The following is a 25,353-nucleotide window of genomic DNA, read 5'->3' as shown; positions in this document are numbered from 1 at the left end:
CGTCGAGTGGCGGCGCGCTAGGCCATATAAAATTACGTGTCAACAGATAATATTGAAATATAATTCCAATGACGCGCCGTTTGGCTGTACAACGCGGGGCCACCACGAGGGCGGCTGATGGCGAAACCAGGTATATTGGCGCTTGGCATATTGGCGCGTCGCCGCCTGCGCATCGGCGATCGCCGTGGCGCGATCGATTGTTCCGGCGAGCATGGCCGCGATCTGGGCAACGCCGATCGCGCGCCGTGCGGGCGCCTCTGCGGGCACGTCCGGGCGCGCGACCAGTGCCGCGACCTCCTCTATGGCGCCCTCGTCGAACATCATGGCCAAGCGTCGATCGATCCGCGCGAATAGCTCGGCGCGATCCGGCAGGACGATGAGCGGCAGCAAGTGGACGTTTCCTGCGATACCGCCGACGCGTTCCGCCTGCCAATCGGCGAGTGGCCGGCCGGTGGAGCGTACGACCTCAAGCGCGCGAGCGACGCGCGTGGTATCGGCGGGGGCGAGACGTGCGGCGGCGGCGGGATCGGCGATGCGCAGCGCGGCGTGCGCCTCCCCGACGGGCAGCGCGCGCACCGCTTCCCGGATGGCGGGATCGATCGCCGGCACCGGCGCGATGCCGTCAAGCAGTGTGCGCAGGTAAAGGCCTGTGCCGCCGACAAGGATTGGGAGCCTGCGCTCGGCCGTTACAGCGGCGATCGTCTGGCGTGCCTCCACAGCCCAGGCCGCCACCGACCACTCCGCCGCCGCGTCGACATGGCCGTAGAGCCGGTGCTCGGCGCGCGCCTCGTCGTCCAGGGTGGGGCGGGCGGTGATGACGCGCAGATCGCGGTACACCTGGCTCGCGTCGGCGTTGATGACGACGCCGCCGGTCCGCTCGGCCAGCGCGAGCGCCAGCGCCGACTTGCCGCTCGCGGTGGGCCCTGCGATGAGCGCCAGCTTCGGAAGGGGATCGTCCTTGTTCACTGCGACGCTGATAGCAGCCGGGCGGCTGACGCCACAGACCCTGTCGGAGGCGCAGGATCGGCTTGCCGACGCCGGCTGCGTGCCGACCAATGCCGGTTGGATCGATGAGGGCGATGCGGCCGACATCGTGTTCGCCAGTGCCCCGGCGGCGGCGCGGTCGGCGCTGGAGAGCGTCTTCGATCGCGTCGACGTGGTCGTCCAGCCGCTGGCGGGGCGGGCGAAGCGGCTGCTCGTCGCCGACATGGATTCGACGATGATCACCGTCGAGTGCATCGACGAGCTGGCAGATTATGCCGGCATCAAGCCGCAGATTGCCGCGATCACCGAGGCGGCGATGCGCGGCGAGCTCGATTTCGCCGCCGCGCTGGATGCGCGCGTCGCGCTACTCGCCGGGCTCGATGCTGCGGCGATCGAGCAATGCCGCCGCGAGCGCGTGCGGCTGATGCCGGGGGCGCGGGCGCTGGTGCGCACGATGCGGGCGCATGGCGCCCGGACGGTGCTGGTGTCGGGCGGCTTCACCGCATTCGCCGACGCGGTGGGCGCCGAGATCGGCTTCGATCGCGTGATCGCAAACACGCTGACGATTGCGGACGACCGGCTTACCGGCACTGTCGGCAAGCCGATCGTCGATTCGAGTACCAAGGAAGCGACGCTGCGCGCCGAGCGGGCGGACCTCGGGCTATCGGATGCGGCGACGCTCGCGGTGGGTGACGGCGCCAACGATTTGGCGATGATTGGTGTCGCCGGATTGGGCGTCGCCTATCACGCGAAGCCGGTGGTGGCCGCGGCGGCCGCGGCGCGGATCGACCACGGCGATCTTACCGCACTGCTCTGGGCGCAAGGGATCGGCCGCCGCGACTGGGCGGTCGACTAAACCCGCGGCGTCAGGGCGCGACGACGACGCAGCTGACACCTGACTTGCGGCATGCGGCCTGCGCCGCCGCCTTGGAGGCGAAGCCGGTCGCCTGCAGCCGCGTGACGCCGCCTGCCTTGGCGTAGCTCGGGCTGCCACCGGTGCGTCCGCCGACCTGCGACCACAGGCTGCGGGCATTGCCCTCGTCACGGAACGCGCCGAGCTGGATCCGCCACGCGCCACCCGCCGCGGGCCGCGGCGTGGCAGGCGCGCGCGTCGCGGGGGCGGGCTTGGCCGCCGCGACCTTGGCCGGCGTTGTAGTAGGTGCGGGCCGGGGCGGGGTCGGCGCACGATCATCCGCCGCAGGGCGACCGGGTACGCCGTAGCCGGCGCCCGGCCGGCTCGCCGTCCTGTTTGGCACTGGCGCCGACGTGCCGACCGAACGGCCGGTGGGTGGCGGCGGCATCGCGGCGGCGAGCGCACGCGCATCGGTCTCGTACTTGCGCGCGAGCGTCAGCCCCTGCTGGCGCTGCGCCTCCGGGATATATTGGTCCATCTGCGCCAGCGTCTGCGACGCCTGCGGCAAGCCCTGCTGCGAGGAACGGGTGACGAGTGCGTACGCGCGGACCCAATCCTTCGTCACGCCATCGCCATTGAACAGCATCGTGCCGAGCACGAGCTGCGTGCGCTTCTCGTCGCGCGCGGCGGACTTTTCGAGCCACGGCAGCGCCTCGCTCTTCTTGCCGTCCTGGAACAGCGCGAGCCCGTAATTGTCGATCGCCTGCATGTGGCCCTGCGCGGCGGCCTTGCGGAACCACTCGATCGCGACGGGCAGGTCGACGGGAACGCCGCGGCCGAGCTTGTACGCCTGGCCGAGGTTGAACTGCGCGTCGGCATCCCCCCCCGCGGCGAGCGGCCGCCACGTATCGACCGCCGTGCGATAGTCGCCGCGGCTCCACGCATCGACGCCCTGCTTGACGTCGGCCGCCGCCGGTGCCGCCATGACAAGGCCGGCGAGGCAGATCAGATACGTCTTGTTCATTCGTTGCACCCCATCATGCGCCCCGGTCCGGCCAGCTACATGCCCGAGATAGTGCTGGCCGACTAGGGCCGGATAGCCGGCCGGTGATCGGCCCGCCAAGCGCCGCATTTACGCTTCCTTAGCCACCTTCATGCCAGGGCTGTTGGTGAACAGGAATAAGGTGTCACACGGCAGATGCGCGTTCTCGCATTCACATCGCAGAAGGGAGGCTCCGTCACGTCGGCGCATCCGGCGGTGCCCGCGCAGCGCCTTCTGCGGCGCACCGCGCGATTCACAGACGGGGCAGGCGCGCGGGGCGCCTCGCCGCCCTCCACTACACCTTTCGATCGATCGGGGAATTGATCATGAAGATGAACACGCTTGCCGGGCTCAGCCTGTCCGCGCTGATGCTGGGCGGAACGATGGTCGGCTGTGCCAACGGTGGCCTCGCCTCGGCCAGTAGCCGAAGCGATAGCGCGCTCGCGAAGAACGCCGCCGGCAACGCCTCGAAGGCCGCAAAGGCGATGGCTAGCGGGAAGGCCGCGAAGGCGATCGGTTTTGCGGAAGCCGCAGTCGCCGGCATGCCGCAGAACGCGGACTATCGCGCGCTGCTTGGCGCGGCCTATCTCAAGGCGGGGCGGTTTACCTCGGCGCACGCTGCCTATGCCGATGTGCTCGCGCTGTCGCCGGGCAACGGCAAGGCGGCACTCAACATGGCGCTGGCGATGATCGCCGAAGGGCAGTGGGACGAGGCGCGCAGGACGCTCGACGATCATGCCGCGTCGATCCCGGCGCGCGACCGCGGGCTGGCGATCGCGCTGGCCGGCGATCCGGCGGGCGGCGTCGAGCTGCTCACCGCGGCGGCGCGCACGCCCGACGCCGATGCCAAGACGCGACAGAATCTGGCGCTGGTGCTGGCGCTGGCCGGTCAGTGGCAGGAAGCGCGCAGCGTAGCAGGGATCGACATGGCGCCGGCCGCGGTCGACGCGCGGATCGTCGAGTGGGCATCGTTCGCGCGGCCAGTGGGCGCGGCGGACCAGGTTTCGGCGCTGCTCGGCGTCGTGCCGGTCAAGGATCCCGGCCAGCCGGTCGCGCTGGCGCTCAACGCCGCGGTCCCGGTAGCGGCGGTCGCAGTGGCGGAGCCGGTTACGCCGGTGCCCGCCGATGCAGCACCCGTGTCCGAAACGCCCGTCGAAGTCGCTGCGGTCGCTGCCGCACCGGCCAGCGCCGGCGGCGTGAGCTTCGCCGCCCGCCGAGAGGTGGTGCAGCCGCTGCCGGCTGGCGCGACGGCGGTTGCCGCTGCGCGACCGGTCGCAGGCGCAAAGGGCAAGTCGGCACCGGTGCAGGTCGCCGCGGCCGATCTCACTCGTACGCCGGCCACGGCCTCGCGCGTTCCGGCCAAGGGCAATTGGTTCGTCCAGCTCGGCGCCTATGAGTCGGCTGGCGTCGCGAAGGATGCGTGGAACCGTGCGACGCGCCGCTACCCCGCGTTCGCGGAGCAGACGCCCGCAGGCGTGACGTTCAAATCCTTCTACCGCCTGTCGGTCGGCGGCTTTGCCAAGGGTGACGCCAACGCGCTGTGCCGCGGCTATCGCGCGACGGGGGGCACGTGCTTCGTGCGCACCGCGGCGGGGGATCAGGTCGCCCGCTGGGCGGCGCCGGCCAAGGTGCAGATGGCGTCGCGCTGATTGTTCGGTGACGCGCCGACTGGCGCGTCACCTGATACCGGCGATCAGACGAGTTCGCGACCGCCCTTGAAAAGCCGCAGGACGCGACCCTGCACCGGCAGCCCGTCGAACGGCGTGTTGCCGGCGAGGCCGGGCAGCGTATCCGCATCGATCTGCCACGGCGAATCGGGATCAACCAGCATCAGGTCCGCCTCGTGTCCCGGCGCAAGCGTGCCGGCATCGAGCCCGAGCACGGCGGCGGGGTTGCGCGACAGGAGCGTGGCGAGCCGAGCGAGCGAGATCCGCTCGTCCCGAACGAGGCCGAGCGCGAGCGGCAGCAGCGTTGTCGCGCCAGCGGCGCCAGCGCCGGCATCGGCGAACGGCAGGCGCTTCTCCTCCGGACCGCGCGGATCGTGGCCGGAACATAGCACATCAATCGTGCCGTCGGCGAGCGCGGCGAGCGCAGCGTGGCGATCCGCGTCGCTGCGCAGCGGCGGCGAGAGATGCGCGAACGAGCGGAAATCGCTCATCGCATTGTCCGACAGCAGGAGATGCGCTGGCGTAATCCCGCAGGTGACGCGGACGCCGCGGCGTTTCGCGGCACGAACGAGATCGAACCCCGCGGCGGTGGTGACCTGGCGCAGATGGAGCCGCGCGTCGGCCTCTTCGGCAAGCATCAGGTCACGCGCGATCGCCAGTGGTTCGGCGAGCGCGGAGGCGGCAGGGAGGCCAAGCCGCGTCGCCGTCTCGCCTGCGGTGGCGACGGCGTCGCCGACCAGGCCGGCATCTTCGGCGTGGGCGATGACGGCGAGGCCCAAATCGCGGGCGTAGGCGAGCACGCGCGCCATCACGCCGGTGTCGGCGATCCAGCGCCGTCCGGTGCCCACCGCGCGCGCACCGGCCGAGGCGCAGATCGCCATTTCGGCAAGATCGGTGCCCGCAAGGCCGCGCGTCGCCGCCGCGATCGGGTGAATCCACAGATCGGGCCGACCGATAAGCGCCGATCGCTGTACGATGCCGGGTTCGTCGAGCACGGGGCTCTGATCGGGCATCAGCCCGACGCGCACGATCCCGCCGGCGCGAAAGGCGGCGCGATCGATCGCGGCGACGCCGAGGTCGACGATCGCCGGCAGCAGCAGCTTGCCGTGGCATTCGACGATCGTGGCATCCGGCGCCTGATTGACGATGCGCCCGCCCGCGACGAACAGGTCGCCCTCGCGCTCGCCCACGATCGGGCAGACGATGCGCGCGTTGCGGAAGTGCAGCGCGCCGTTCATGCCCAACCCTCCACGCCGCGCGCCCGGCGGGTGAGCACGTCTAGGCACGCCATGCGCACGGCTACGCCCATCTCGACCTGCTCGGTGATCGCCGAGCGGGCGTGATCGGCGACGGCCGAATCGATCTCCACGCCGCGGTTCATCGGGCCGGGGTGCATGACGAGCGCGTCTGGCTTGGCGCGCGCGAGGCGTTCGAGCGTGAGGCCGTAGCGCAACCGGTACTCGCGGCTGGACGGCACGTAGCCGCCGGCCATCCGCTCGGTCTGCAGGCGCAGCATCATGACGACGTCGGCCCCGTCGAGCGCGGCGTCGAAATCGGTGAACGGCGTCACCCCCATCCGCTCGATCGCGGCGGGCATCAGCGTCGACGGCGCACAGACGCGCACCTCGGCGGCGAGCGCGGTGAGCGCGAGGATGTTGGAGCGCGCGACTCGGCTGTGCAGCAGGTCGCCGCATATCACGACGCGTTGGTTGTGGATCGTGCCGCGGCGACGGCGGATCGTCAGCGCGTCGAGCAGCGCTTGCGTGGGATGTTCGTGGCGGCCGTCGCCGGCGTTGAGGACGGGGCAGTCGACCTTGTCGGCAATCAGCCGGACCGCGCCCGACGACATGTGGCGGATGACGATGACGTCGGCGCGCATCGCGTTGAGCGTCATCGCCGTGTCGATCAGCGTCTCGCCCTTCTTCACGCTCGACTGCGCGGCGTGCATGTTGACGACGTCGGCGCCGAGCCGCTTGCCGGCGATCTCGAAGCTCAGCAGCGTGCGCGTCGAATTTTCGAAGAAGGCGTTGATCTGGGTAAGGCCGGCGAGGCGCTTGTCGGGCGCGGCGCGATCGCGGTTGGCGGCGATCCAGCCTTCGGCCTCGTCGAGCAGGAAGGTGATCTCGTGCGGCTGAAGCCCCTCGATCCCGGTAAGGTGACGATGCGGGAAAACGGCGCCGCCGGGGATGAGCGAGGCGGGGCGGTGATCCGATCGGGGCATCGAGGGGGCGGGATAGTGGCGGGGCGGGGGGGTGGCAAGCCTGCGAAATGGCGTCGGCGTTGCCTTTATCCCTGCACCAGCGCGTCGATCGCGGCTTGAAGGATATGCGCGGCGGCAAGGCTGTCGATCCGTTCGGCGCGCTTCGCCCGGCTCATGTCCTGTTCGATCATCACGCGCTCGACCGCGACGGTCGACCAGCGCTCGTCCCACAGCAGGATCGGGCCGAGATCGGCGATGTTGCGCGCGAACGCACGTGTTGACTGGCTGCGCGGGCTCTCGCTGCCGTCGAGGTTGAGCGGCAGGCCTAGCACGATGCCGGCAACGTGCTGCGCGGCGATCACGGCGGCGAGCTCCGCCTTGTCCTGCGTGAACTTGCGGCGCCGGATCAGCGCGGCGGGGCTTGCGAAGGTCCAGCCGGCGTCGCAAAGCGCGGTGCCGATCGTCTTGGTGCCGAGATCTAGCCCGAGGAGGCGGCCGCCGTTCGGCAGCGCGGCGCGGAAGTCGGCGGCGGCAAGGGTGATCATCGCGCGGCGGCGCGGCGTGCTACGTCCGCGCGGACGTTGGCCCAGAACAGGCTGTAGTCGTAGACGTGATAGTTGTTGCCGGGCAGCACGTAGGGGCCGACGTCGGGCGCCTCGCCGATCAGCAGAAAGCCGCGATCGCCGCAACGCGCTGGCACGCGCCCGGCGGTGATCTGCGCGGTGGCGAGATCGGCGGCGGGAAAGAGCGTGCCGGCATTGGCACTGGCGGGCGCGACGGCATTGGCGGTGCCGGTCAACGGATTGGTGCAGACGAACGGCGTGCCGCGACGTGGTTGGCCGTCGAAGCCGCGCGTGCGATCGTAGGTGTCGGTGATCAGCGTCGTATCGGCGGGCTCGGCAAAGCTTTCCCACGACAGGATGCAGCCGCGCTGCGCCGCCTGCGTGCATTCCGGAAAGCCCATCGCGGCGAGATCGGTGGTGCGGCTGACCGGCCAGCCGACGACATAGGCGGCTACGATACGGCGAGCGAGCGGCGTACCCGCCACCCTGTCCTTGAGCAGATGGGTGAGGTGCAGCGCGCCCTGGCTATGCCCGGCGAGCACGATCGGGCGATCGGGGCTGATTTGGCGCAGGAACGCGGCAAACGCGACCTGGATATCGCCGTAAGCGAGGTTGAGCGCGCGCTGCGCATCGGCGGCATCGGTGAGGAAGGAGCCGAACGTCGCCTGACGATAGCGCGGCGCCCAGATCTCGCCGACCTCGTTGAAGGCGCTCGCCTGGCCGCGCAGGAACAGCGCGGCGCGATCGTTCGCTTCCTTGTCGCCGAGCGGCGCGTTCCAGTGATCGTCGCTAAGATAGGAGGTAGGGTGAATGAAGAACACCGCCGCCCCGCCGGCATCCTTGCGCGGCGCGTAGCCGGCCGGCGTCCACCGCGACGGATCGTTGGCGATCCCTGGGCGCGACAGCCACATGTCGGGGCGGTCGTAACGGCGCTCGGCGACCTGGGCCTGTTCCTCGAACGGGCGACCGGGAACGAAGGTCCAGCGGATGATGTCGTTGCCCCAGATGCGATAGGCGAGCGCCCCCACGATCACGAGCGCGATCAGGAAGGCGACGACGTAGAGGAACTTGCGGGCCATGATCGCTGCGCCTGCCCGAGCCGCGCGGCGTACGCAACAGTGCGGCATTGCGTTGCGCAGCGCAGCAATGGTAGCGCGCCGGCCATGTCCGTAGATACCGCCACCGTGAAGAAGGTCGCGAGCCTCGCCCGCATCGCGATCGACGACGAGAGCGCCGAACGCCTCGTACCCGAGCTCAACAACATCCTCGGCTGGATCGAGCAGCTGGGCGAAGTCGACACCAGCAGCGTCGCGCCGATGACGGCGGTCATCGCCAACAAGCAACGGCTGCGCGACGATGTGGTCAACGCCGATGCGCTGACCGGCGGCGGCATCCGCGAGGCGGTGCTGGCGAACGCGCCGCAGGCCGAGCACGGCTTCTTCACCGTGCCAAAGGTGATCGAGTGACGCGGGTGAGGCCGCGCCGGCCATTCTCCTCTATCGAGTTTCGATCATGACCGACCTTACCGACCTTGGCATTCGCGAGATCCGCGACGGCGTGCGCGACGGAAGCTTCTCGGCGCGCGAGGTGGCGATCGCCTTCAACGCTGCGGTGGCGGCGGCGAAGCCGCTCAACGCGTTTCTGGTTGAGACGCCCGACCATGCGCTGGCGGCAGCGGACGCTGCGGATGCCGCGCGGGCGAAGGGCGAGACGATGGGGCCGCTGGCCGGCGTGCCGATCGGCATGAAAGATCTGTTCTGCACCAAGGGCGTGCCGTCGACCGCGGCGAGCCACATCCTCGAAGGCTTTACGCCGCAATATGAATCGACCGTGTCGCAGCGCCTGTGGGACGCGGGTGCAGGCATGCTCGGCAAGCTCAACATGGACCAGTTCGCGATGGGTTCGTCCAACGAAACGAGCGCGTTCGGCAACGTCATTTCGCCGTGGCGGCGCAACGACGGCGGCAATGCGGCGCTGGCGCCGGGCGGGTCGTCCGGCGGATCGTCGTCGGCAGTCGCGGCGCGGCTGTGCCCCGGTGCGACCGGCACCGACACCGGCGGTTCGATCCGCCAGCCCGCCGCGTTCACCGGCATCTCGGGGATCAAGCCGACCTATGGCCGCTGCTCGCGCTGGGGCGTGATCGCCTTCGCCTCGAGCCTCGACCAGGCAGGGCCGATGGCGCGCGACGTGCGCGACTGCGCGATCATGCTGGAGGCGATGAGCGGCTTCGACGCGAAGGATTCGACCTCGCTCGACGTCGCGGTGCCGAAGTGGGAGCAGGGGTTGAACGCGAGCCTCGCCGGCAAGCGCGTTGGCATCCCGCGCGAATATCGCGTCGACAACATGCCCGAGGAAATCGAGGCGCTGTGGCAGCAGGGCATCGCGTGGGTGAAGGACGCCGGCGCCGAGGTGGTCGAGGTATCGCTGCCGCACACCAAATACGCGCTGCCGGCCTATTACATCATCGCGCCGGCCGAAGCCTCGTCGAACCTCGCGCGCTACGACGGCGTGCGCTACGGCCAGCGCGACCTGCCCGATGGCGCGAACCTTCAGGCGATGTACGCCGCGACGCGAGCCGCCGGCTTTGGCGAGGAAGTGAAGCGGCGCATCCTGATTGGCACCTACGTGCTGTCGGCGGGCTTCTACGACGCCTATTTCACGCAGGCATCGAAGGTGCGCACACTGATTGCGCAGGATTTCGATCGGGCATGGGAGACGTGCGACGTGCTGCTGACGCCGACCGCGCCGTCGGCCGCCTTCGCGCTCGGCGAGAAGAGCGCCGATCCGCTCGCGATGTATCTCAACGACGTGTTCACCGTGCCGTCGAGCCTCGCCGGGCTGCCGGCGATGAGCGTGCCGGGCGGGCTCGACAAGCACGGCCTGCCGCTCGGCTTGCAGGTGATCGGCAAGGCGCTCGACGAGCAGGGCGTGCTCAACGCCGCGCTGGCGATCGAGGAGCGCGCCGGCTTCGTCGCCCGGCCGCAGGCGTGGTGGTGACCACGTGATGATGACGTTCGTATTCGGGAATGAGGCCAATGGCTGACGCAAGCGCACCGTATCGCATCAAGGGCGACACCGGCGAATGGGAGGTCGTGATCGGCCTCGAGGTGCACGCGCAGGTGACGTCGAACGCCAAGCTGTTCTCGGGCGCGGCGACGGCGTTCGGTGCGGAGCCCAATTCGCAGGTGAGCCTGATCGACGCGGCGATGCCCGGCATGCTGCCCGTGCCGAACCGCGAGTGCATCCGCCAGGCGGTGCGCACCGGCATGGCGATCGACGCGCAGATCAACAAATGGTCGCGGTTCGATCGCAAGAATTATTTCTACGCCGATCTGCCGCAGGGCTACCAGATCTCGCAGCTCTACCATCCGCTGGTCGGTGAGGGGACGGTGGAAATCGAGGACGGCGACACCGTCAAGACGATCGGCGTCGAGCGCATCCACGTCGAGCAGGACGCGGGCAAGCTGATGCACGATCAGCATCCGCGCCTGTCCTACGTCGATCTCAATCGATCGGGCGTGGCGCTGATGGAGATCGTGTCGAAGCCCGACATGCGATCCCCCGCCGAAGCAGGCGCTTACCTGACGAAGCTACGCGCGATCCTGCGGTACGTCGGCTCGTGCGACGGCAACATGGATCAGGGATCGATGCGCGCCGACGTGAACGTCAGCGTGCGCAAGCCGGGCGATGAGTTCGGGACGCGGACCGAGACCAAGAATGTCAATTCAGTTCGCTTCGTGATGGCGGCGATCGAATATGAGGCGAAGCGTCAGGTCGCCGCGATCGAGGCCGGCGAGCGGATCGTGCAGGAGACGCGGCTGTTCAATCCCGACAGCGGGACGACCCGGTCGATGCGCTCGAAGGAAGACGCGCACGACTATCGCTACTTCCCCGATCCCGATCTTCTTCCGCTCGAACTCGACGATGCGTTTCTCGACGAGTGCCGCGCGTCGTTGCCCGAACTGCCCGACGCCAAGCGCAAGCGCTACGAGGGACTCGGCATCACGCCGTACAATGCCGACGTGCTGACCGCCGAGGTGGAGACGGCGCGCTGGTTCGACGCGCTGCTCGAGGCGGGCGCGGCGCCTGCGGCGGCGTCGAACTGGGTGACGGGCGAGTTGTTCGGCGCGCTCAACCGCATCGGCATGGACATTACCCAGTCCCCGGTGACGCCGGGGCAGGCGGCCGAGCTGCTCGCACTGGTGGCCGACGGTACGCTGTCGGGCAGCCTCGCTAAGCAGGTGTTCGAGGTGATGCTCGAGACGGGCGACGCGCCGGGCAAGATCGTCGAGGAGCGCGGGCTGAAGCAGACCAGCGACATCGGCGCGATCGAAGGGGTGATCGCCGAAGTGCTGGCGAAGAACCCGAACCAGCTCGAACAGTATCGCGGCGGTAAGGAGGCGCTGTTCGGCTTCTTCGTCGGTCAGACAATGAAGGCGATGGGCGGGAAGGCCAATCCCGGCGTCGTCAACGCGCTGTTGAAGAAGGCGCTAGGGTAAGGCGCAAGCGTCGCGGGCGCATTGCGCGCCGGACGCGGGAACGTAGCGCCAGCGGAGGAATGGCTGCTGGCTAGCACAGTTTGCGAATCAGCCTCGCTCATCGGCGCTACCGGCGGAGCGACCGGAACGTCGCGCGGACCTCTTCGACGAACAGATCGGGCTGCTCGAACGCCGCGAAATGACCGCCGCGCGGCAGTTCGTTCCAGTGGATGATGTCGGTATATTGCCGCTCGGCCCAGCGGCGCGAGGCCTTGAAGATCTCCTTCGGGAAGATGCTGTGGCCGGTCGGCACCTTGACCTCGCCCGCGCCGAACGATCCGAAGCTCTCCCAGTAGAGCCGCGCCGATGAGGCGCCGGTGCCGGTGAGCCAGTAGAGCATGATGTCGTCGAGCATCTCGTCGCGGGTCAGCGCGGTCTCGGGCGTGCCGTCGCAATCGGCCCACTCGCGAAACTTCTCGTAGATCCACATCGCCTGGCCGACGGGCGAATCGACGAGCCCGTAGCCGAGCGTCTGCGGCCGCGTTGCCTGCTGCTGCGAATAGCCGTTGCCGTCCTTCATGTAGCGCTGGAGGCGCTCGAGCGAGTCTTTCTCCTCAGCGGTGAGGTCCGCCATGTCCTCCGGCGTGGGGCGAACGACGAGCATGTTGAGATGGATGCCGGCTACCGCTGGATCGCCGCACGCGCCGATCGCGGTGGTGACGGCGGATCCCCAGTCGCCGCCCTGCGCGACGAAGCGATCGTAGCCCAGCCGCTTCATCAGCGCGATCCACGCCTTGGCGATGCGCGGCACCGGCCAGCCCTCGGTCGGGCGCTCGGAGAAGCCGTAGCCGGGCAGCGACGGGCAGACGACGTGGAACGCGTCCTCGGCGCGGCCGCCATGCGCGACCGGATCCGTCAGCGGACCAATGACTTTCATGAACTCGATCACCGAACCCGGCCAACCGTGCGTGATGACGATCGGGAGCGCGTTCGGCTCCGGCGACCGGCGATGGAGGAAGTGCAGCCTGAGCCCGTCGATCACCGTCGTGAACTGGCCGACGGCGTTGAGCGCAGCCTCGCAGCGGCGCCAGTCATATTTGTGCTGCCAGTAATCGACCAATGCACGGGCGGCGTCGAGCGGCACGCCTTGCTGCCAGCCGTCGACCGTCTCGCGTTCGGGCCAGCGCGTAAGCGCGAGCCGGGCGGCAAGATCGTCGAGCGCCGCTTGCGGCACATCGAGAACGAACGCGTCGATCGCGTCGGTCATCCGGTTCAGCTCCTGCGCAGGATCGCGAGCGCCTGCTCGGCGAGCATCGGCGTGCCGTTGATCGCTTCGCCGGCGTTCGGCGTCACCCCGGCGAGCGCGCGGGCGTAGACCCCCTGGCTGATCGAGGCGAGGCGGAAGACGGCGAAAGCGAGATAGAAGTTCCAGTCCTCGATCGCGTCGCCGCGTCCGGTGCGGCAGCAATAGGCCGCGACATAGTCCGCTTCAGTCGGGATGCCGCTGGTGGCGAAATCCACGCCCTGCAACGTGCCCCAGGTGGGCGACGTCGAATGCCACATGAAGCAATTGTAGCCGAGATCGGCGAGCGGATGACCGATCGTCGACAGCTCCCAATCGAGTACCGCGATCAGCCGCGGTTCGGTCGGGTGGAACATGACGTTCTCGAGCCGATAGTCACCGTGTGCGATCGAGACCGCCTCGTCACGCGGCACGCGGCCGGGTAGCTCGGCGATCAGCGCCTCCATTGCCGGGATCGGCTGCGTCTCGGCACCGCGATACTGCTTGATCCAGCGGGCGATCTGGCGGTCAAAATAGCCGGTCGGGCGGCCGTAATCCTCCAGCCCGACGGCGCGATGATCGACCTGGTGTAGCGATGCGAGCGTCTGATTGAGTTGATCGTAGACCCCGCTGCGCTCGGCTGGCGTCAAGTCGGGGAGCGTCGCGTCGCGGAAGATGCGCCCTTCGAGATAATCCATCACGTAGAAGGGCGTGCCGATGATCGCCGGGTCATCGCACAGCGCACGCATATTGGGGACGGGGACGGGCGTGTCGCGCAACGCCGCCATCACGCGATATTCGCGATCGACCTGATGCGCGCTGGCGAGGAGCTGGCCGGGCGGCTTCTTGCGCAGGACATAGTCGCCCGCGTCCGTCGACAGCATGAATGTGGGGTTCGACGCGCCACCGACGAACTGGCGGACCTGCATCCCGCGGCCGAACCCGTCGACGTTGCGATCGAGCCACTCGGCGAGCTTCGCCTCGTCGAGGCGATGCCGTTCGCCGACCTCGCTCAGCCTCGCGCCCGACGAGCCGCTCATGCCGTGATTGCCCGACGTATGACCATGAACGCTCTCCCGACCGCCGCCGATTAATGCAGGCGGCTTAATTTCACCTAGCGCGAACCGGGCGGGAAAATGAAGCGGGAAAAGCGCGTCAGTGAAAGGTGGCAAGGATTTCAGCGAGGAGCCGGAAATCCCGCTCGCGTGGGCTGGCACGGCGCCACGCCAGCGCGACGGTGCGCTTCGGGTTCTCGCCGCCGAGCGGGCGCGCGGCGATGCCGGTATGATCGAGGATGCCCGCGCTGATCGCGAGTTCGGGCAGCATCGTCATGCCAAGCTTGTTGTCGACCATCTGGACGATGGTGTGGAGCGACGTGCCCATCATCGTCGCCTCGGCACGCAATTCGGGGCGGTTGCACGCGGCGAGCGCGTGATCCTTGAGGCAGTGCCCGTCCTCGAGCAGCAGCAGTCGCGTCTCGTCGATATCGGCGGGGGAAATCGGCGCCGCGCCTTCGGGCAACTCGCCCTCCGGAAAAGCGAGGAACAGGCGGTCGTCGAACAGCGGCGCGGCGGTCACTTCGCCGCACGCATAGGGCAGGGCGAGAAGGACGCAGTCGGCACGCCCGCTCTGCAGCGAATCGCACGCCGCGGCGCTCGTTTCCTCGCGCAGGAACAGCCGCAGGTCCGGAAAGTCGGCGCGCAGTCGCGGGAGCACCCGCGGCAGCAGGAACGGTGCGATGGTGGGGATGACGCTCATCCGCAGCTCGCCCGACAGCGGGCGTCCGGCGGCGCGTGCCATGTCGCCGAATTCCTCCGCCTCGCGCACGACGCGGCGTGCCTTGGCGACCATGGCCTCGCCGAGCGGGGTGAAGCGGACGACACGCCGCGTGCGCTCGACGAGCGTGACGCCGATCAGCGTTTCGAGCTCACGGATGCCCGCCGATAGCGTCGACTGGGTAACAAACACGCTTTCCGCCGCGCGGCCGAAGTGGCCCTGATCCTTCAGGGCGATGAGATATTGCAGCTGCTTGAGCGTTGGCAGGTAGGTCGCGGCCATCAATCGTCCCGATCGATCATGCGTCGCCGCTTAACTTGCCCGATCGATTGCGAACAGCACTATTCGGCCGTCACAGGACGGCGTTGACGAAGCCGTAGATGCTGGTGATCATCAGTACGACGCCGACGAGGATCAGCATGGTGCGCGTGGGGATCCGCTTGGCGGCGATCGCGCCGAACGGCGCGGCACAGACGCCGCCGATCAGCAGCCCGACGGTGGCCATTGCGAAATCAGCGATCCCAAGATGGTAGATGAAGGTCGCCGAGACGGTGATCGTGAGGAAGAATTCGACCGAATTGACGGTGCCGACCACGCGGCGCGGCTCGACGCCTTGGACGAGCAGGTTCGACGTGACGACCGGGCCCCAGCCGCCGCCGCCCGCGGCATCGAGGAAGCCGCCGATCAGGCCGAGCGGCTCGACCACCTTGGGCTTCTGCGTCTTGGGCGGAAAAAACAGTCCACGGACGAGGAGGTAGATGCCGATCGCGACGAGATAGGCGAGGACGAACGGCTTCACCGTGTCGCCGTCGACGTTGGTGATGAGATACGCGCCGCCGATACCGCCGATCATGCCGGGGATCAGCAGCCGCAGGAACAGCGAACGGTCGACGTTACCGTGAAGGACGTGGCTGATGCCGGAGACGGCGGTGGTGAATGCCTCGACGATATGGACGTTCGCCGACGCGCGTGCGGGGGGCAGGCCGATCACCGCAACGAGCAACGTGTTGCAAATCACGCCGAACGCCATGCCGAGCGCCCCGTCGACGATCTGCGCGCCGAACCCGACGAGGATAAATGGCACCAGCCCTTCGAGGGTGACCAACGACAAGTCCAAGCCCGTTTCCCCCACGGCGGTTGAGAAAACGCCGCGTGGCGTAACCGTCGATATCCTACAAGAACGATGTGCTTTGCCGCAAGAAGCGATAACTTCATCGCCGCTGGAAATCGTTCCGCCCCCAACCTAGATCGACGCGAACGACAAGGGGGCGCTGATGGCGCGACTGGCCGATTACCTCGATTCGATCCGCGCGCGTGATCCCGCGCCGCATTCCCGGCTCGAGGTGCTAACCTATCCGGGCGTTTGGGCGCTTGGCTGGCATCGCGTGGCGCACTGGCTGTACCGCCGCCGGCTGTTCCTTCTCGCGCGGATGATCAATCACCTGTCGCGTTTCCTGACCGCGATCGACATCCATCCCGGCGCGACGATCGGACGTAATTTCTTCATCGACCACGGCTTCGTCGTGATCGGTGAGACGGCGGAGATCGGCGACGACGTGACCATCTACCAGTGTGTGACGCTGGGCGGGACAAGCCCCGACAACGGCATCGCGGGCAAGCGGCATCCGACGCTGCTCGACGGTGCGATCATCGGATCGGGCGCGCAGGTGCTGGGGCCGATTACCGTCGGGCGACGCGCACGCGTCGGCGCCAATGCGGTGGTGACGCGTGACGTCCCCGAGGGCGCGGTGATGGTGGGCATCCCGGCGCGGCCGACGACGGTGGAGGGCGGCAAGGCGCCCGAGCGTCCGTTCATGGCCTATGGCACGCCGTGCAGCGAGCTGTTCGATCCGGCGACGCAGAAGGTGGAGATCCTGCGCTGCGAGCTCGAATTGATGAAGGCTCGGCTCGACGCGCTGGTTGGCGACGGGGCGGCGGGGGAACAGACCCCGCCCGTGGCGCGTAACCGAGCCTGATGGGCGTCGTCACTCCCTTTCCCAACGCCGGGCGACCGGGGCAGGTCGCGTTCGAGCGGCCCGAACTGAACCGTATCCTCGATCTCTATGGCCGGATGGTCGCGGCGGGGCACTGGCGCGACTATGCGATCGATCTGGGTCGCGACGTAGCGGTCTTCGCGGCGTTTCGGCGCGCGACCGAGCGACCCGAGTTCCGTGTCGAGAAGAACCCGGCGTTGCGCAACCGACAGGGGATGTGGGCGCTGATCGGTGAAGCGGGGCAAGTGGTGAAGCGCGGGCACGAGCTGGGCCCCGTGCTTGCGCCGATCGAACGCCGGCTGATGAAGCTGGTCGAGAATTGATGCCGATCGCCGCACTCGCGGCCGAGCTGTGCGCCACGCCGGCGGGGATGGCGATACGTTGCCGCTATGACGAACCGTGGCGGCGCTATCACGGCTGGTCGCATCCGCTGGCGATGATCGCCTCGCTCGCGGCGGCCGAAGCGGACGGCGTAGCGATCGCCGACCCCGTTGCCGCGATTGGCTTCATCCTGTGGCATGATTCCGTGTATGATCCGCAGGCGGCGGCAGGCCGTAACGAGCAACTGAGCGCAGCACTATGCGCAGCTGAGTTTCCGGGCCTCGCGAACGAGCGCAGCGTCGCCCGCGCGTGCGCCGCGATCGTGGCGACGATCGATCATCGCGTTCCAGATGGCGACGACAGCCCCGATGCGGCGCTGCTGCTCGACATCGATCTGGCAATCCTTGGTTTCGAGGCGGATACGTTCGATTGCTACGACGCCGGGATTGCGGCGGAATATGCGCATGTCGTGCCCGACGCATACCGAACCGGGCGTAGCGGCGTGCTGCGGCGCTTCTTGGAGCGCGAGCGCTTATTCATCACGCAATGGGCTTACGACCGGTGGGAAGCACGGGCGCGGGACAATCTGGCGCGCTGCATCGCCGCGCTCGAGACGTAACGCAGCGCCTTAGGGCGGGCCGCATCGATCCGTCGCGGACCGATAATGCCCAAGGGTACGCCGGGTGAGGAGTGAGCAACCGTCGCTGATCACCCGGCGAATTACCGCAACATACTCTTCGAACGGCCGATCAGCCGCCCTGCAGCTTCTTTCCGATCATCTGCGACTGGCCTGCGCCCGAATCAGGGACGATCTCGCCGTTGCGATCGGTGATCTCGGCCCAGTGCTTGGCGATGCCCTCGGGCGACAGATCGTCACCCTGCAGCGCGACGCCCGGCGTCAGCGTGACATAGGCGGCCTGGAAGACGCCCGCACCGGCCCCGACGATCTGATTGGTCGGCGCGTCCTCGCTGACGAGGTAGAGCGCAGCGGGGACGACCTTGTCGGGCGAGAAGGCCTGGAACAGCTGCTCGGGGAACAGATCCTCGGTCATGCGCGTGCCCGCGACGGGGGCAAGCGTGTTGACCTTGATGTTGTTCTTCGCACCTTCGAGGTAGAGCGACTTGGTGAAGCCGGCGAGGCCAAGCTTGGCGGCGCCGTAGTTGGTCTGGCCGAAATTGCCGTAGAGGCCGGTCGACGAGGCGGTCATCAGGATGCGGCCGTAATTCTGCTCGCGCATCGTGTCCCACACCGCCTTGGTCGCGTTGGCAGAGCCGAGAAGGTGGACCTGCACGACGAAAGCGAAGTCGGCCGGGTCCATCTTGGTGAACGACTTGTCGCGAAGCACGCCGGCATTGTTGATGAGGACGTGGACGCCGCCCCAGGCTTCCTTCGCCTTGGCGACCATCTCGACCATCTGCTCGTACTCGGTGACGCTGGCGCCATTGGCCATCGCCTCGCCGCCCGCGGCCTTGATTTCCTCGACCACCTTGTGCGCCGCGTCGGAAGCGCCAGTGCCGGTACGATCGCCGCCGAGATCGTTGACGACGACTTTGGCACCGCGCCGCGCGAGCTCGAGCGCATATTCGCGGCCGAGGCCGCCGCCGGCGCCCGTTACGATGGCTACCTTGTCGTCGAAACGGATGGACATGGAAAAGGCGCTCCCCTCATGTGAACTGGAGCGCCTTCCCATACTGGTCATTCGAACGGGTGCAACCACCCGTCGATCAGCGTGCCTGCAGCGGGCTTACTTGCCGCCGCGCTGCATGCAATTGTCGTACTGACCCTTCTTGCAGATCGGATAGCTCTTCATCGGGGCCGGCGGCGGATAGGCGGTGTTCGGATCCGCCGCGGGCTGGAAGCGCACGGTGGCGCCCGGTGCCGGCGTGCCCTGGATCGGCGGGGCGCTGGGCTGATAGCCGCCGGCGGGATCCGCAGCGTTCGGGTCGCCCATCGGTGCGGTCGATGCCATGCCGTTGTTCATGCCGGTGCTACCGGTGGTCGACATCGTGTCGGTGCCAGTTGGCGCGGGCGGAGCTTGCATCGCGGGATCGGCCGGAGTCGCCGCCGGATCGGCCGGCATCGCAGCCGGATCGGCGGGCGGCGTGGCGGCGGTATCGGGCGTTGCCGCCGGGGCCGTCTGGTCGGCCGGCGCGGCCGGCTGCATCTGTGCGGACACGGGCACAGCGATGATCGCGGCTGCTGCCAAGAAGAGGGACTTCATGCGGATTTCTCCCGTCTGGATACGCTTGAATGCGTAGAAACGCAGCCGGGGAACGCGCTAGCAGCGCGAAGTATCCTTCGTTTCGCTAGCGATTCGACGACAGAGCACTTGAAGCAGCTGAAATCACTTCCCTGATCAATGCCCCGCGTCGAGCGCGTAGCCGGCGGAACGCACCGTGCGGATGATGTCCGGCCGCCCGCCCTCGTTGATCGCCTTGCGCAGGCGACGGATGTGAACGTCAACCGTCCGGCTCTCGATATCGCTGTCATGCCCCCATACGCTGTCGAGCAGCCGCTCGCGCGAGAAGACGTGTCCGGGATGTTCGAGGAAGTGCTTGAGCAGGCGAAATTCGGTGGGGCCGAGCGGGATCACCTCGCCGCTGCGCCGCACCTTGTGGCCGACGGTATCCATCTCGAGATCGGCGTAGCTGAGCGCTTCACCCGCGAGCCCCGGGCGGACGCGGCGCAGCACCGCGCTGACGCGGGCAACGAGCTCGCGCGGGCTGAACGGCTTGGTGACGTAATCGTCGGCGCCCGTCTCGAGCCCGCGGATGCGATCCTCCTCCTCGCCGCGCGCGGTGAGCATGATGATCGGGACGTTGGCGGTTTCCGGGGTGCGGCGCAGGCGGCGGCAGACCTCGATCCCCGAAATGCCTTCCACCATCCAGTCGAGAAGGACGATATCGGGCACTTTCTCGCGCGCGAGGAGCAGAGCTTCCTCCCCGTCGATCGTATGCGCGACGTCGAAATCCTCGCGCGAGAAATGCCAGACGAGCAGCTCGGCGAGCGATGCGTCGTCCTCAACCAGCAACATGCGGGCGCGTGCCATCATTCCCCCTTTTCGCGATCGGCCATCTGCGTGCCGGTCGCTGCGAAATAGACCATCTCGGCGACGTTGGTCGCGTGATCGCCGATGCGTTCGAGATTCTTGGCGACGAACAGGAGGTGCGCGACCTCGCTGATCGTTTTCGGATTTTCGACCATGTAGGTGACGAGCGTGCGGAAGATCGCGTCGTAGAAATCGTCGAGCGCGACGTCGCGCTCGCAGATCTCGACCGCGGCGTCGGCGTTGCGCTGTGCGAAGGCGTCGAGCACGTCGTGCACCATTTCGGCGGCCATCCGGCCCATCGCCTGGATGACCGAAATCGGCTCGATGCGGTGCTCGCCCTCGATCAGAGGCACGCGCTTGGCGATGTTCTTGGCATAGTCGCCGATCCGCTCGACCACCGCGGCGATCTTTAGCGCGGCGACGACTTCGCGCAGATCGTTCGCCATCGGCGCGCGCAGCGCGATAATGCGGACGACGAGCCGCTCGACCTCTGCCTCGATCGCGTCGATCTTACGATCCGCGGTGCGCACCTCGAGCGCGAGGTCGAGGTCGCCGCGCTGGAGCGCGCGCATCGCCCCCTCGATCGCGTGTTCGGCGAGGCCGCCCATCTGGCTGATTAGCCCGCGCAGCCGCCCGATATCCTCGTCGAACGCCTTGACGGTATGTTGCTGTCCTGCGGCCATCGTCTGCCCTCTCAGCCGTACCGGCCAGTGATGTAATCGGTGGTGCGCCGCTCGCGCGGGTTGGTGAAGATGTCGTTGGTGTCGCCGTATTCGACCAGCTCGCCGAGGTGGAAGAAGGCGGTCTTCTGGCTGACGCGCGCCGCCTGCTGCATGTTGTGCGTGACGATAACGATCGCGTAACGCCCGCGCAGATCGTGGATCAACTCCTCGATCCGCGCGGTGGCGATCGGATCGAGCGCGCTGCACGGCTCGTCCATCAGGATCACTTCGGGATCGACCGCGATCGCGCGCGCGATGCACAGCCGCTGCTGCTGGCCGCCCGACAGGGCGGTGCCGCTGTCCGACAGGCGGTCCTTCACCTCGCCCCATAAACCTGCACGGGTGAGCGATTGTTCGACGATCCGATCGAGATCGCCCTTGCCGCTCGCCAGACCGTGGATGCGGGGACCGTACGCGACGTTCTCATAGATCGACTTGGGGAAGGGATTGGGCTTCTGGAACACCATGCCGACGCGCGCGCGCAGCTGCACCACGTCCATCTCGCGCGCGTAGATATCCTCGCCATCGAGGCGGATGTCGCCGGTGACGCGCGCGGAGGCGACGGTGTCGTTCATCCGGTTGAGCGTGCGCAGAAAAGTGGATTTGCCGCAGCCCGACGGGCCGATGAAGGCTGTGACGTCCTCCTGATCGACGTCGATCGAGACGTCGTTGATCGCCTGTTTGTCGCCGTAGAAAACGTTGACGTTGTGGGCCGTGATCTTGTGCGTCACCAGCGGGTCTCGAAGCGGTTGCGCAGATAGATGGCGAGGCCATTCATCGCGAGCAGGAAGACGAGGAGGACGATGATCGCGGCGGACGTCTTCTCGACGAACCCGCGCTGCACCTCGTCCGACCAGAGAAAGATCTGAACGGGCAGCACCGTCGCGGGATCACCGAGCCCGGTGGGCGGGGCGGCGATGAAGGCGCGCATGCCGATCATCAGCAACGGCGCGGTTTCACCGAGCGCGCGCGCCATGCCGATGATCGTGCCGGTGAGGATGCCCGGCAGCGCGAGCGGCAGAACGTGGTGGAAGACGACCTGCACCGGGCTGGCGCCGATGCCGAGCGCGGCGTCGCGGATCGAGGGCGGCACCGCCTTGATCGCGTTGCGCCCGGCGATGACGATGACGGGCATCGTCATCAGCGCGAGAGTGAGCCCGCCGACGATCGGCGCCGAGCGGGGCAGGCCGAGCGTACCGAGGAACACGGCGAGGCCGAGCAGCCCGAAGATGATCGAGGGCACCGCGGCGAGATTGTTGATCGATACTTCGATGAGATCTGTCCAGCGGTTCCGTGGCGCATACTCCTCGAGGTAGAGCGCGGAAAGGACGCCGATCGGAAAGGCGAGGATCAGCGTGACCGCCATCGTCAGCAGCGATCCTTTCAGCGCGCCCCAGATGCCGACCCGCGTCGGATCGGTCGAATCCGCCCCGTCGAAGAAGCCGATGTTAAGGCCGCGCGACAGTGAGCCGCGCAGGACGGCGACGGTTTGTTCGGCGGTCGCGCTGCCGGCGCCCTTGTACGCCATGTCGATGTCGCTCGCGACGGGCACGTCGAGCGTCGCCGTCCGGCGCAGCAGCGAGGGATCGGCCTTGATCGCGTCCCTTACGCGCAGCCACGCGCCGTCCGACAGCAGCGCCGCGCCGCCGTTCGCCCCGAAGGCCGCACCCGCTGCGCTGTCGACGACGCCTTCCAGTCCTGCTCCAGCGAGCGCGAGATCGGCACGCGCGCCGCGCAGCTGCTCGGGCGTGACGGCGAGCTTCGCGCGCCCGAAATCGATCGGCAGCGCGAGGCGCGTCTCGGTGAAACCCGAGGCGCCCTGCGCGATCATGGTGACGATGAGAAAGGCGAGGAACCCGGCGGACAGCAGGATCGCGCCCAGCCCGAGCGCGCGGAAGCGACGCTCGGCGGCGTAGCGCCGTGCGATGCGGCGGCGCATCGCATCGGTCCGCCAATCGGTCGGCGCGCGCTCAGTCATAGGCTTCACGATAGCGTTTGACGACGACGAGCGCGACGATGTTGAGCAGCAGCGTCACTACGAAGAGCGTCAGCCCGAGGGCGAAGGCGGCGAGCGTCTTGGCGCTGTCGAACTCCGCCTCGCCGGTGAGCAGGTCGACGATCTGCTTGGTGACGGTTGTGGTGCTGGCGAAGGGGTTGAGCGTCAGCGCGGCGACGCCCGACGCGGCCATGACGACGATCATCGTCTCGCCGATCGCCCGGCTGACAGCGAGGAGCACGCCGCCGACGATGCCGGGCAGCGCCGCAGGGACGAGCACCCGTCGGATCGTCTCGGACGGGGTCGCGCCCATCGCGAGGCTGCCGTCGCGCATCGAGCTTGGCACGGCAGCGAGCGAATCGTCAGCCATCGACGAGACGAAGGGGATAATCATCACGCCCATGACGAGCCCGGCGGCGAGCGCGCTCTCGCTGCTCGCCCAGCTGATCCCGATCGCGACGGCAAAGTCGCGCACGGCGGGCGCGACGGTGAGCGCAGCGAAATAGCCATAGACGACGGTCGGCACGCCGGCGAGGATCTCGAGCAGCGGCTTCATCCATCGCCGCGTCGATGCCTTGGCATATTGCGTAAGATAGATCGCGCTCATCAGCCCGAACGGAATCGCGACGATCATCGCGATCACCGCGCCGATGAAGAACGTCCCCCAGAACAGCGGCACGGCGCCGAGGCTCGCGCCGGGATCGCGCGCGTCGATCACTTGCGGCGACCAGTGCGTGCCGAACAGGAAGTCGGTGATCGGCACGATCGCGAAGAAACGCGCACTCTCGAACAGCAGGCTGGCGACGATGCCGACGGTGGTCAGGATCGCGATCAGCGATGCGGCGAGCAGCGCGAGCATGACGATCCGTTCGACCTTGGTACGCGCGGCGAAATCGGGTCGGACGCGGATGATCGCGAAGGCGAACCCGGCAAAGGCGAGAAGTGCGGCGAGCCCGGTCGCGATCCAGTCGTAGCGGCGCTGCGCCGTCGCATAGGCAGGTGCAAGCACCTCCGACAGATCGTGGAAAGCGCCGAAGGCATCGCCGCGCGACAGGTTGCGCGCTTCGGACAGGATGGCGGCGCGCACGAAGCCGGGCGGGGGGAGGGCGGCAGCGGCCGGGGTGGCGATCACCGCATCGGTGACGAGCGCCGGCGCGACGAACCACCAGATCGTAAGAAAAACGAGCGGCGGCAGGATCGTCCACAGCGCGACGTACCAGCCATGGTGCGCCGGCAACGCGCTGAACCGGCCGACCGAGCCGCTGCGGAACACCGCGGCGCGCGCGCGGGCGACGAACCACGCGATCAGCCCGAGCGCGGCGACGACGAGGGTGAGGACGCCGATGCTCATGGCAATTCGGCCGGATCGAGCGGCGTTTCGCTGCGCACTATCGCCCCGGCGCGTGCCTGAACGTAGGCGGGCGCCGCGATCAGGCCACGGCGCGCCAGAGGCCCGTCCGCGCCCCACAGCCGGGCATAGTGGCGAATGAACTGCCGCAGGCCCGGTACGGCATCGAGATGCGCCTTCTTGACGTAGAGGTAGAGCGGGCGGGCGCCGGGATAGCTGCCGTCGGCGATCGATGCCTCCGTCGGCGCGATACCGGCGATCGGCACGGCGTTCACCGCGCCGGCATTCTCCTCAAGATAGGAATAGCCAAAGACCCCGATCGCATTGGGATTGGCGGTCAGCTTCTGCACGATGAGATTGTCGTTCTCGCCGGCGTCGACATAGGCGCCGTCCTCACGCACGCGCTGGCAGCGGGCCTTGAACGCCTCCTCGTCGCGCGCCTTCAGTGCCTTCGCCTGCGGGTCGACTGCCTCGCATCCCTTCGCGAGGATCAGTTCGGCAAGCGCGTCGCGCGTTCCGCTCGTCGCCGGCGGGCCGTAGACCTGGATCGGGATCGTCGGCAGCGATAGATTGACATCACGCCACGTCCGCGCGGTGTTCGGTCGCCCGCTCGGCGTCGCCGCCAGCGCGCGATAGAGATCGGCTGGCGTCAGCGCCATGCGCGGTCCGTTCTTCGCCTCGGCGAAGGCGACGCCGTCGATCCCGATCTGGATCTCGAGAAGCTCGCGCGCGCCGTTCCGCGCGCAGGCGTCATACTCGCTGCGCTTCATCCGGCGCGACGCATTCTCGATATCGGGATGGGCCGCGCCGATGCCCGCGCAGAACAGCTTCATGCCGGCGCCGGTACCGGTCGATTCGATCACCGGCGGCCGGGCGTCGGAATTGTTGGCGAGATATTGTTCGGCGACGATCGTCGTGAACGGATAGACCGTCGACGATCCGACCGCGGTGATCTGCGCGCGCGCGCCCGCGCCGCCGCTCGCCTGATCGTGGCACGCCGTGACAAGCGCTAGCAGCACGATCGGCATGACGGCACGAATCATTGGCATCCCGGTATCCGCCGCACCAAGGCGACGC

The 25,353-nt window shown here is 68.1% G+C and carries 26 protein-coding genes; 8 read left to right on the top strand and 18 right to left on the bottom strand.

Annotated features, from left to right (window positions below; genetic code table 11):
* Positions 1-39: 39 nt before the first annotated feature.
* Positions 40-966, bottom strand: a complete 927-nt coding sequence (miaA, locus tag B7L05_RS10380; RefSeq protein ID WP_085810203.1) for a tRNA (adenosine(37)-N6)-dimethylallyltransferase MiaA — start codon at positions 964-966, stop codon at positions 40-42.
* On the opposite strand from miaA, the gene serB reads away from it, so the two are divergent.
* Positions 959-1,840, top strand: coding sequence for a phosphoserine phosphatase SerB (gene serB / locus B7L05_RS10375; protein ID WP_085810202.1), 882 nt, complete (start codon positions 959-961; stop codon positions 1,838-1,840). The two genes, miaA and serB, sit on opposite strands and share 8 nt — an antisense overlap.
* 10 nt (positions 1,841-1,850) lie before the next feature.
* Here the strand turns inward: serB and B7L05_RS10370 are convergent, their stop codons facing one another.
* On the bottom strand, positions 1,851-2,861 hold the full coding sequence (locus tag B7L05_RS10370) for an SPOR domain-containing protein (protein WP_085810201.1): 1,011 nt from the start codon (positions 2,859-2,861) through the stop codon (positions 1,851-1,853).
* A 344-nt stretch (positions 2,862-3,205) separates the two neighbouring features.
* Here B7L05_RS10370 and B7L05_RS10365 point away from each other — a divergent pair, with 344 nt between their 5' ends.
* Positions 3,206-4,528 (top strand): tetratricopeptide repeat protein, encoded by a 1,323-nt coding sequence (locus B7L05_RS10365; RefSeq protein WP_085810200.1) that lies wholly within the window; start codon positions 3,206-3,208, stop codon positions 4,526-4,528.
* 44 nt (positions 4,529-4,572) lie between these two features.
* On the opposite strand, the gene B7L05_RS10360 is transcribed toward B7L05_RS10365, so the two are convergent.
* From B7L05_RS10360 to B7L05_RS10345, 4 genes are all read right to left on the bottom strand, one after another.
* Positions 4,573-5,784 (bottom strand): dihydroorotase family protein, encoded by a 1,212-nt coding sequence (locus tag B7L05_RS10360; protein WP_085810199.1) that lies wholly within the window; start codon positions 5,782-5,784, stop codon positions 4,573-4,575.
* Positions 5,781-6,767 carry an aspartate carbamoyltransferase catalytic subunit gene (locus B7L05_RS10355; protein ID WP_085810198.1) on the bottom strand — a complete coding sequence of 329 codons (987 nt, stop codon included), beginning with the start codon at positions 6,765-6,767 and terminating at the stop codon, positions 5,781-5,783. Before B7L05_RS10355 ends, B7L05_RS10360 begins: the two co-directional genes overlap by 4 nt.
* 65 nt (positions 6,768-6,832) lie before the next feature.
* Complete coding sequence (ruvX, locus tag B7L05_RS10350; RefSeq protein WP_085810197.1) at positions 6,833-7,291, bottom strand: Holliday junction resolvase RuvX; 459 nt, start codon at positions 7,289-7,291, stop codon at positions 6,833-6,835.
* Positions 7,288-8,388, bottom strand: coding sequence for a DUF3089 domain-containing protein (locus B7L05_RS10345; RefSeq protein ID WP_085810196.1), 1,101 nt, complete (start codon positions 8,386-8,388; stop codon positions 7,288-7,290). The genes ruvX and B7L05_RS10345 overlap by 4 nt, the downstream gene beginning before the upstream one ends.
* An 84-nt stretch (positions 8,389-8,472) precedes the next feature.
* Here B7L05_RS10345 and gatC point away from each other — a divergent pair, with 84 nt between their 5' ends.
* Genes gatC through gatB form a run of 3 tightly spaced genes read left to right on the top strand, consistent with a single transcriptional unit; the run spans position 8,473 to position 11,808 of the window.
* The gene (gatC, locus tag B7L05_RS10340; protein ID WP_085810195.1) at positions 8,473-8,775 is read left to right on the top strand and encodes an Asp-tRNA(Asn)/Glu-tRNA(Gln) amidotransferase subunit GatC; all 303 of its coding nucleotides are present in this window, start codon (positions 8,473-8,475) and stop codon (positions 8,773-8,775) included.
* Positions 8,776-8,821: 46 nt separating this feature from the next.
* The gene (gene gatA, locus B7L05_RS10335; protein WP_085810194.1) at positions 8,822-10,306 is read left to right on the top strand and encodes an Asp-tRNA(Asn)/Glu-tRNA(Gln) amidotransferase subunit GatA; all 1,485 of its coding nucleotides are present in this window, start codon (positions 8,822-8,824) and stop codon (positions 10,304-10,306) included.
* A gap of 38 nt (positions 10,307-10,344) precedes the next feature.
* Positions 10,345-11,808, top strand: a complete 1,464-nt coding sequence (gene gatB / locus B7L05_RS10330) for an Asp-tRNA(Asn)/Glu-tRNA(Gln) amidotransferase subunit GatB (RefSeq protein ID WP_085810193.1) — start codon at positions 10,345-10,347, stop codon at positions 11,806-11,808.
* Positions 11,809-11,914: 106 nt separating this feature from the next.
* Here the strand turns inward: gatB and B7L05_RS10325 are convergent, their stop codons facing one another.
* From B7L05_RS10325 to B7L05_RS10310, 4 genes are all read right to left on the bottom strand, one after another.
* Positions 11,915-13,054, bottom strand: a complete 1,140-nt coding sequence (locus tag B7L05_RS10325; RefSeq protein WP_085810192.1) for an epoxide hydrolase family protein — start codon at positions 13,052-13,054, stop codon at positions 11,915-11,917.
* Between the two features lie 5 nt (positions 13,055-13,059).
* Positions 13,060-14,109, bottom strand: a complete 1,050-nt coding sequence (locus B7L05_RS10320) for a phosphotransferase family protein (RefSeq protein ID WP_085810191.1) — start codon at positions 14,107-14,109, stop codon at positions 13,060-13,062.
* A 115-nt stretch (positions 14,110-14,224) separates the two neighbouring features.
* On the bottom strand, positions 14,225-15,127 hold the full coding sequence (locus tag B7L05_RS10315; protein ID WP_085810190.1) for a hydrogen peroxide-inducible genes activator: 903 nt from the start codon (positions 15,125-15,127) through the stop codon (positions 14,225-14,227).
* A 70-nt stretch (positions 15,128-15,197) separates the two neighbouring features.
* Complete coding sequence (locus tag B7L05_RS10310) at positions 15,198-15,962, bottom strand: sulfite exporter TauE/SafE family protein (RefSeq protein WP_085810189.1); 765 nt, start codon at positions 15,960-15,962, stop codon at positions 15,198-15,200.
* Positions 15,963-16,119: 157 nt separating this feature from the next.
* On the opposite strand from B7L05_RS10310, the gene epsC reads away from it, so the two are divergent.
* Genes epsC through B7L05_RS10295 form a run of 3 tightly spaced genes read left to right on the top strand, consistent with a single transcriptional unit; the run spans position 16,120 to position 17,779 of the window.
* Positions 16,120-16,821: a serine O-acetyltransferase EpsC gene (gene epsC / locus B7L05_RS10305; RefSeq protein ID WP_085810188.1), complete on the top strand. Its 702-nt coding sequence runs from the start codon at positions 16,120-16,122 to the stop codon at positions 16,819-16,821.
* Positions 16,821-17,162 (top strand): DUF2794 domain-containing protein, encoded by a 342-nt coding sequence (locus B7L05_RS10300; protein WP_085810187.1) that lies wholly within the window; start codon positions 16,821-16,823, stop codon positions 17,160-17,162. The genes epsC and B7L05_RS10300 overlap by 1 nt, the downstream gene beginning before the upstream one ends.
* Positions 17,162-17,779 (top strand): hypothetical protein, encoded by a 618-nt coding sequence (locus B7L05_RS10295; RefSeq protein WP_085810186.1) that lies wholly within the window; start codon positions 17,162-17,164, stop codon positions 17,777-17,779. The genes B7L05_RS10300 and B7L05_RS10295 overlap by 1 nt, the downstream gene beginning before the upstream one ends.
* A 130-nt stretch (positions 17,780-17,909) precedes the next feature.
* Here B7L05_RS10295 and B7L05_RS10290 read toward each other — a convergent pair whose 3' ends face one another.
* The 8 genes from B7L05_RS10290 to B7L05_RS10255 all read right to left on the bottom strand — a co-directional run bounded on the left by B7L05_RS10290 (position 17,910) and on the right by B7L05_RS10255 (position 25,325).
* Entirely contained in the window at positions 17,910-18,809 is a 900-nt protein-coding gene (locus B7L05_RS10290) for an SDR family NAD(P)-dependent oxidoreductase (protein WP_085810185.1), read from the bottom strand.
* Positions 18,810-18,905: 96 nt separating this feature from the next.
* A complete protein-coding gene (locus B7L05_RS10285; protein WP_085810184.1) occupies positions 18,906-19,382 on the bottom strand; it encodes a hypothetical protein in 477 nt (158 codons plus the stop codon).
* 135 nt (positions 19,383-19,517) lie between these two features.
* Entirely contained in the window at positions 19,518-20,210 is a 693-nt protein-coding gene (gene phoB, locus B7L05_RS10280; protein WP_085810183.1) for a phosphate regulon transcriptional regulator PhoB, read from the bottom strand.
* Positions 20,210-20,893, bottom strand: a complete 684-nt coding sequence (phoU, locus tag B7L05_RS10275) for a phosphate signaling complex protein PhoU (protein WP_085810182.1) — start codon at positions 20,891-20,893, stop codon at positions 20,210-20,212. Before phoU ends, phoB begins: the two co-directional genes overlap by 1 nt.
* A gap of 11 nt (positions 20,894-20,904) precedes the next feature.
* Positions 20,905-21,663 carry a phosphate ABC transporter ATP-binding protein PstB gene (gene pstB, locus B7L05_RS10270; protein ID WP_085810181.1) on the bottom strand — a complete coding sequence of 253 codons (759 nt, stop codon included), beginning with the start codon at positions 21,661-21,663 and terminating at the stop codon, positions 20,905-20,907.
* A complete protein-coding gene (gene pstA / locus B7L05_RS10265) occupies positions 21,660-22,910 on the bottom strand; it encodes a phosphate ABC transporter permease PstA (protein WP_256926686.1) in 1,251 nt (416 codons plus the stop codon). Before pstA ends, pstB begins: the two co-directional genes overlap by 4 nt.
* On the bottom strand, positions 22,903-24,279 hold the full coding sequence (gene pstC / locus B7L05_RS10260) for a phosphate ABC transporter permease subunit PstC (protein ID WP_085810180.1): 1,377 nt from the start codon (positions 24,277-24,279) through the stop codon (positions 22,903-22,905). The genes pstA and pstC overlap by 8 nt, the downstream gene beginning before the upstream one ends.
* A complete protein-coding gene (locus B7L05_RS10255; RefSeq protein ID WP_085810179.1) occupies positions 24,276-25,325 on the bottom strand; it encodes a substrate-binding domain-containing protein in 1,050 nt (349 codons plus the stop codon). The genes pstC and B7L05_RS10255 overlap by 4 nt, the downstream gene beginning before the upstream one ends.
* Between the last annotated feature and the right edge of the window lie 28 nt (positions 25,326-25,353).

Origin of the sequence: Sphingomonas sp. TZW2008 (genome assembly GCF_002117915.1) — a bacterium.
In the GTDB taxonomy this organism is placed as follows: Bacteria; Pseudomonadota; Alphaproteobacteria; order Sphingomonadales; family Sphingomonadaceae; genus Sphingomonas.
This window is presented reverse-complemented; position numbering and strand designations above follow the sequence as displayed.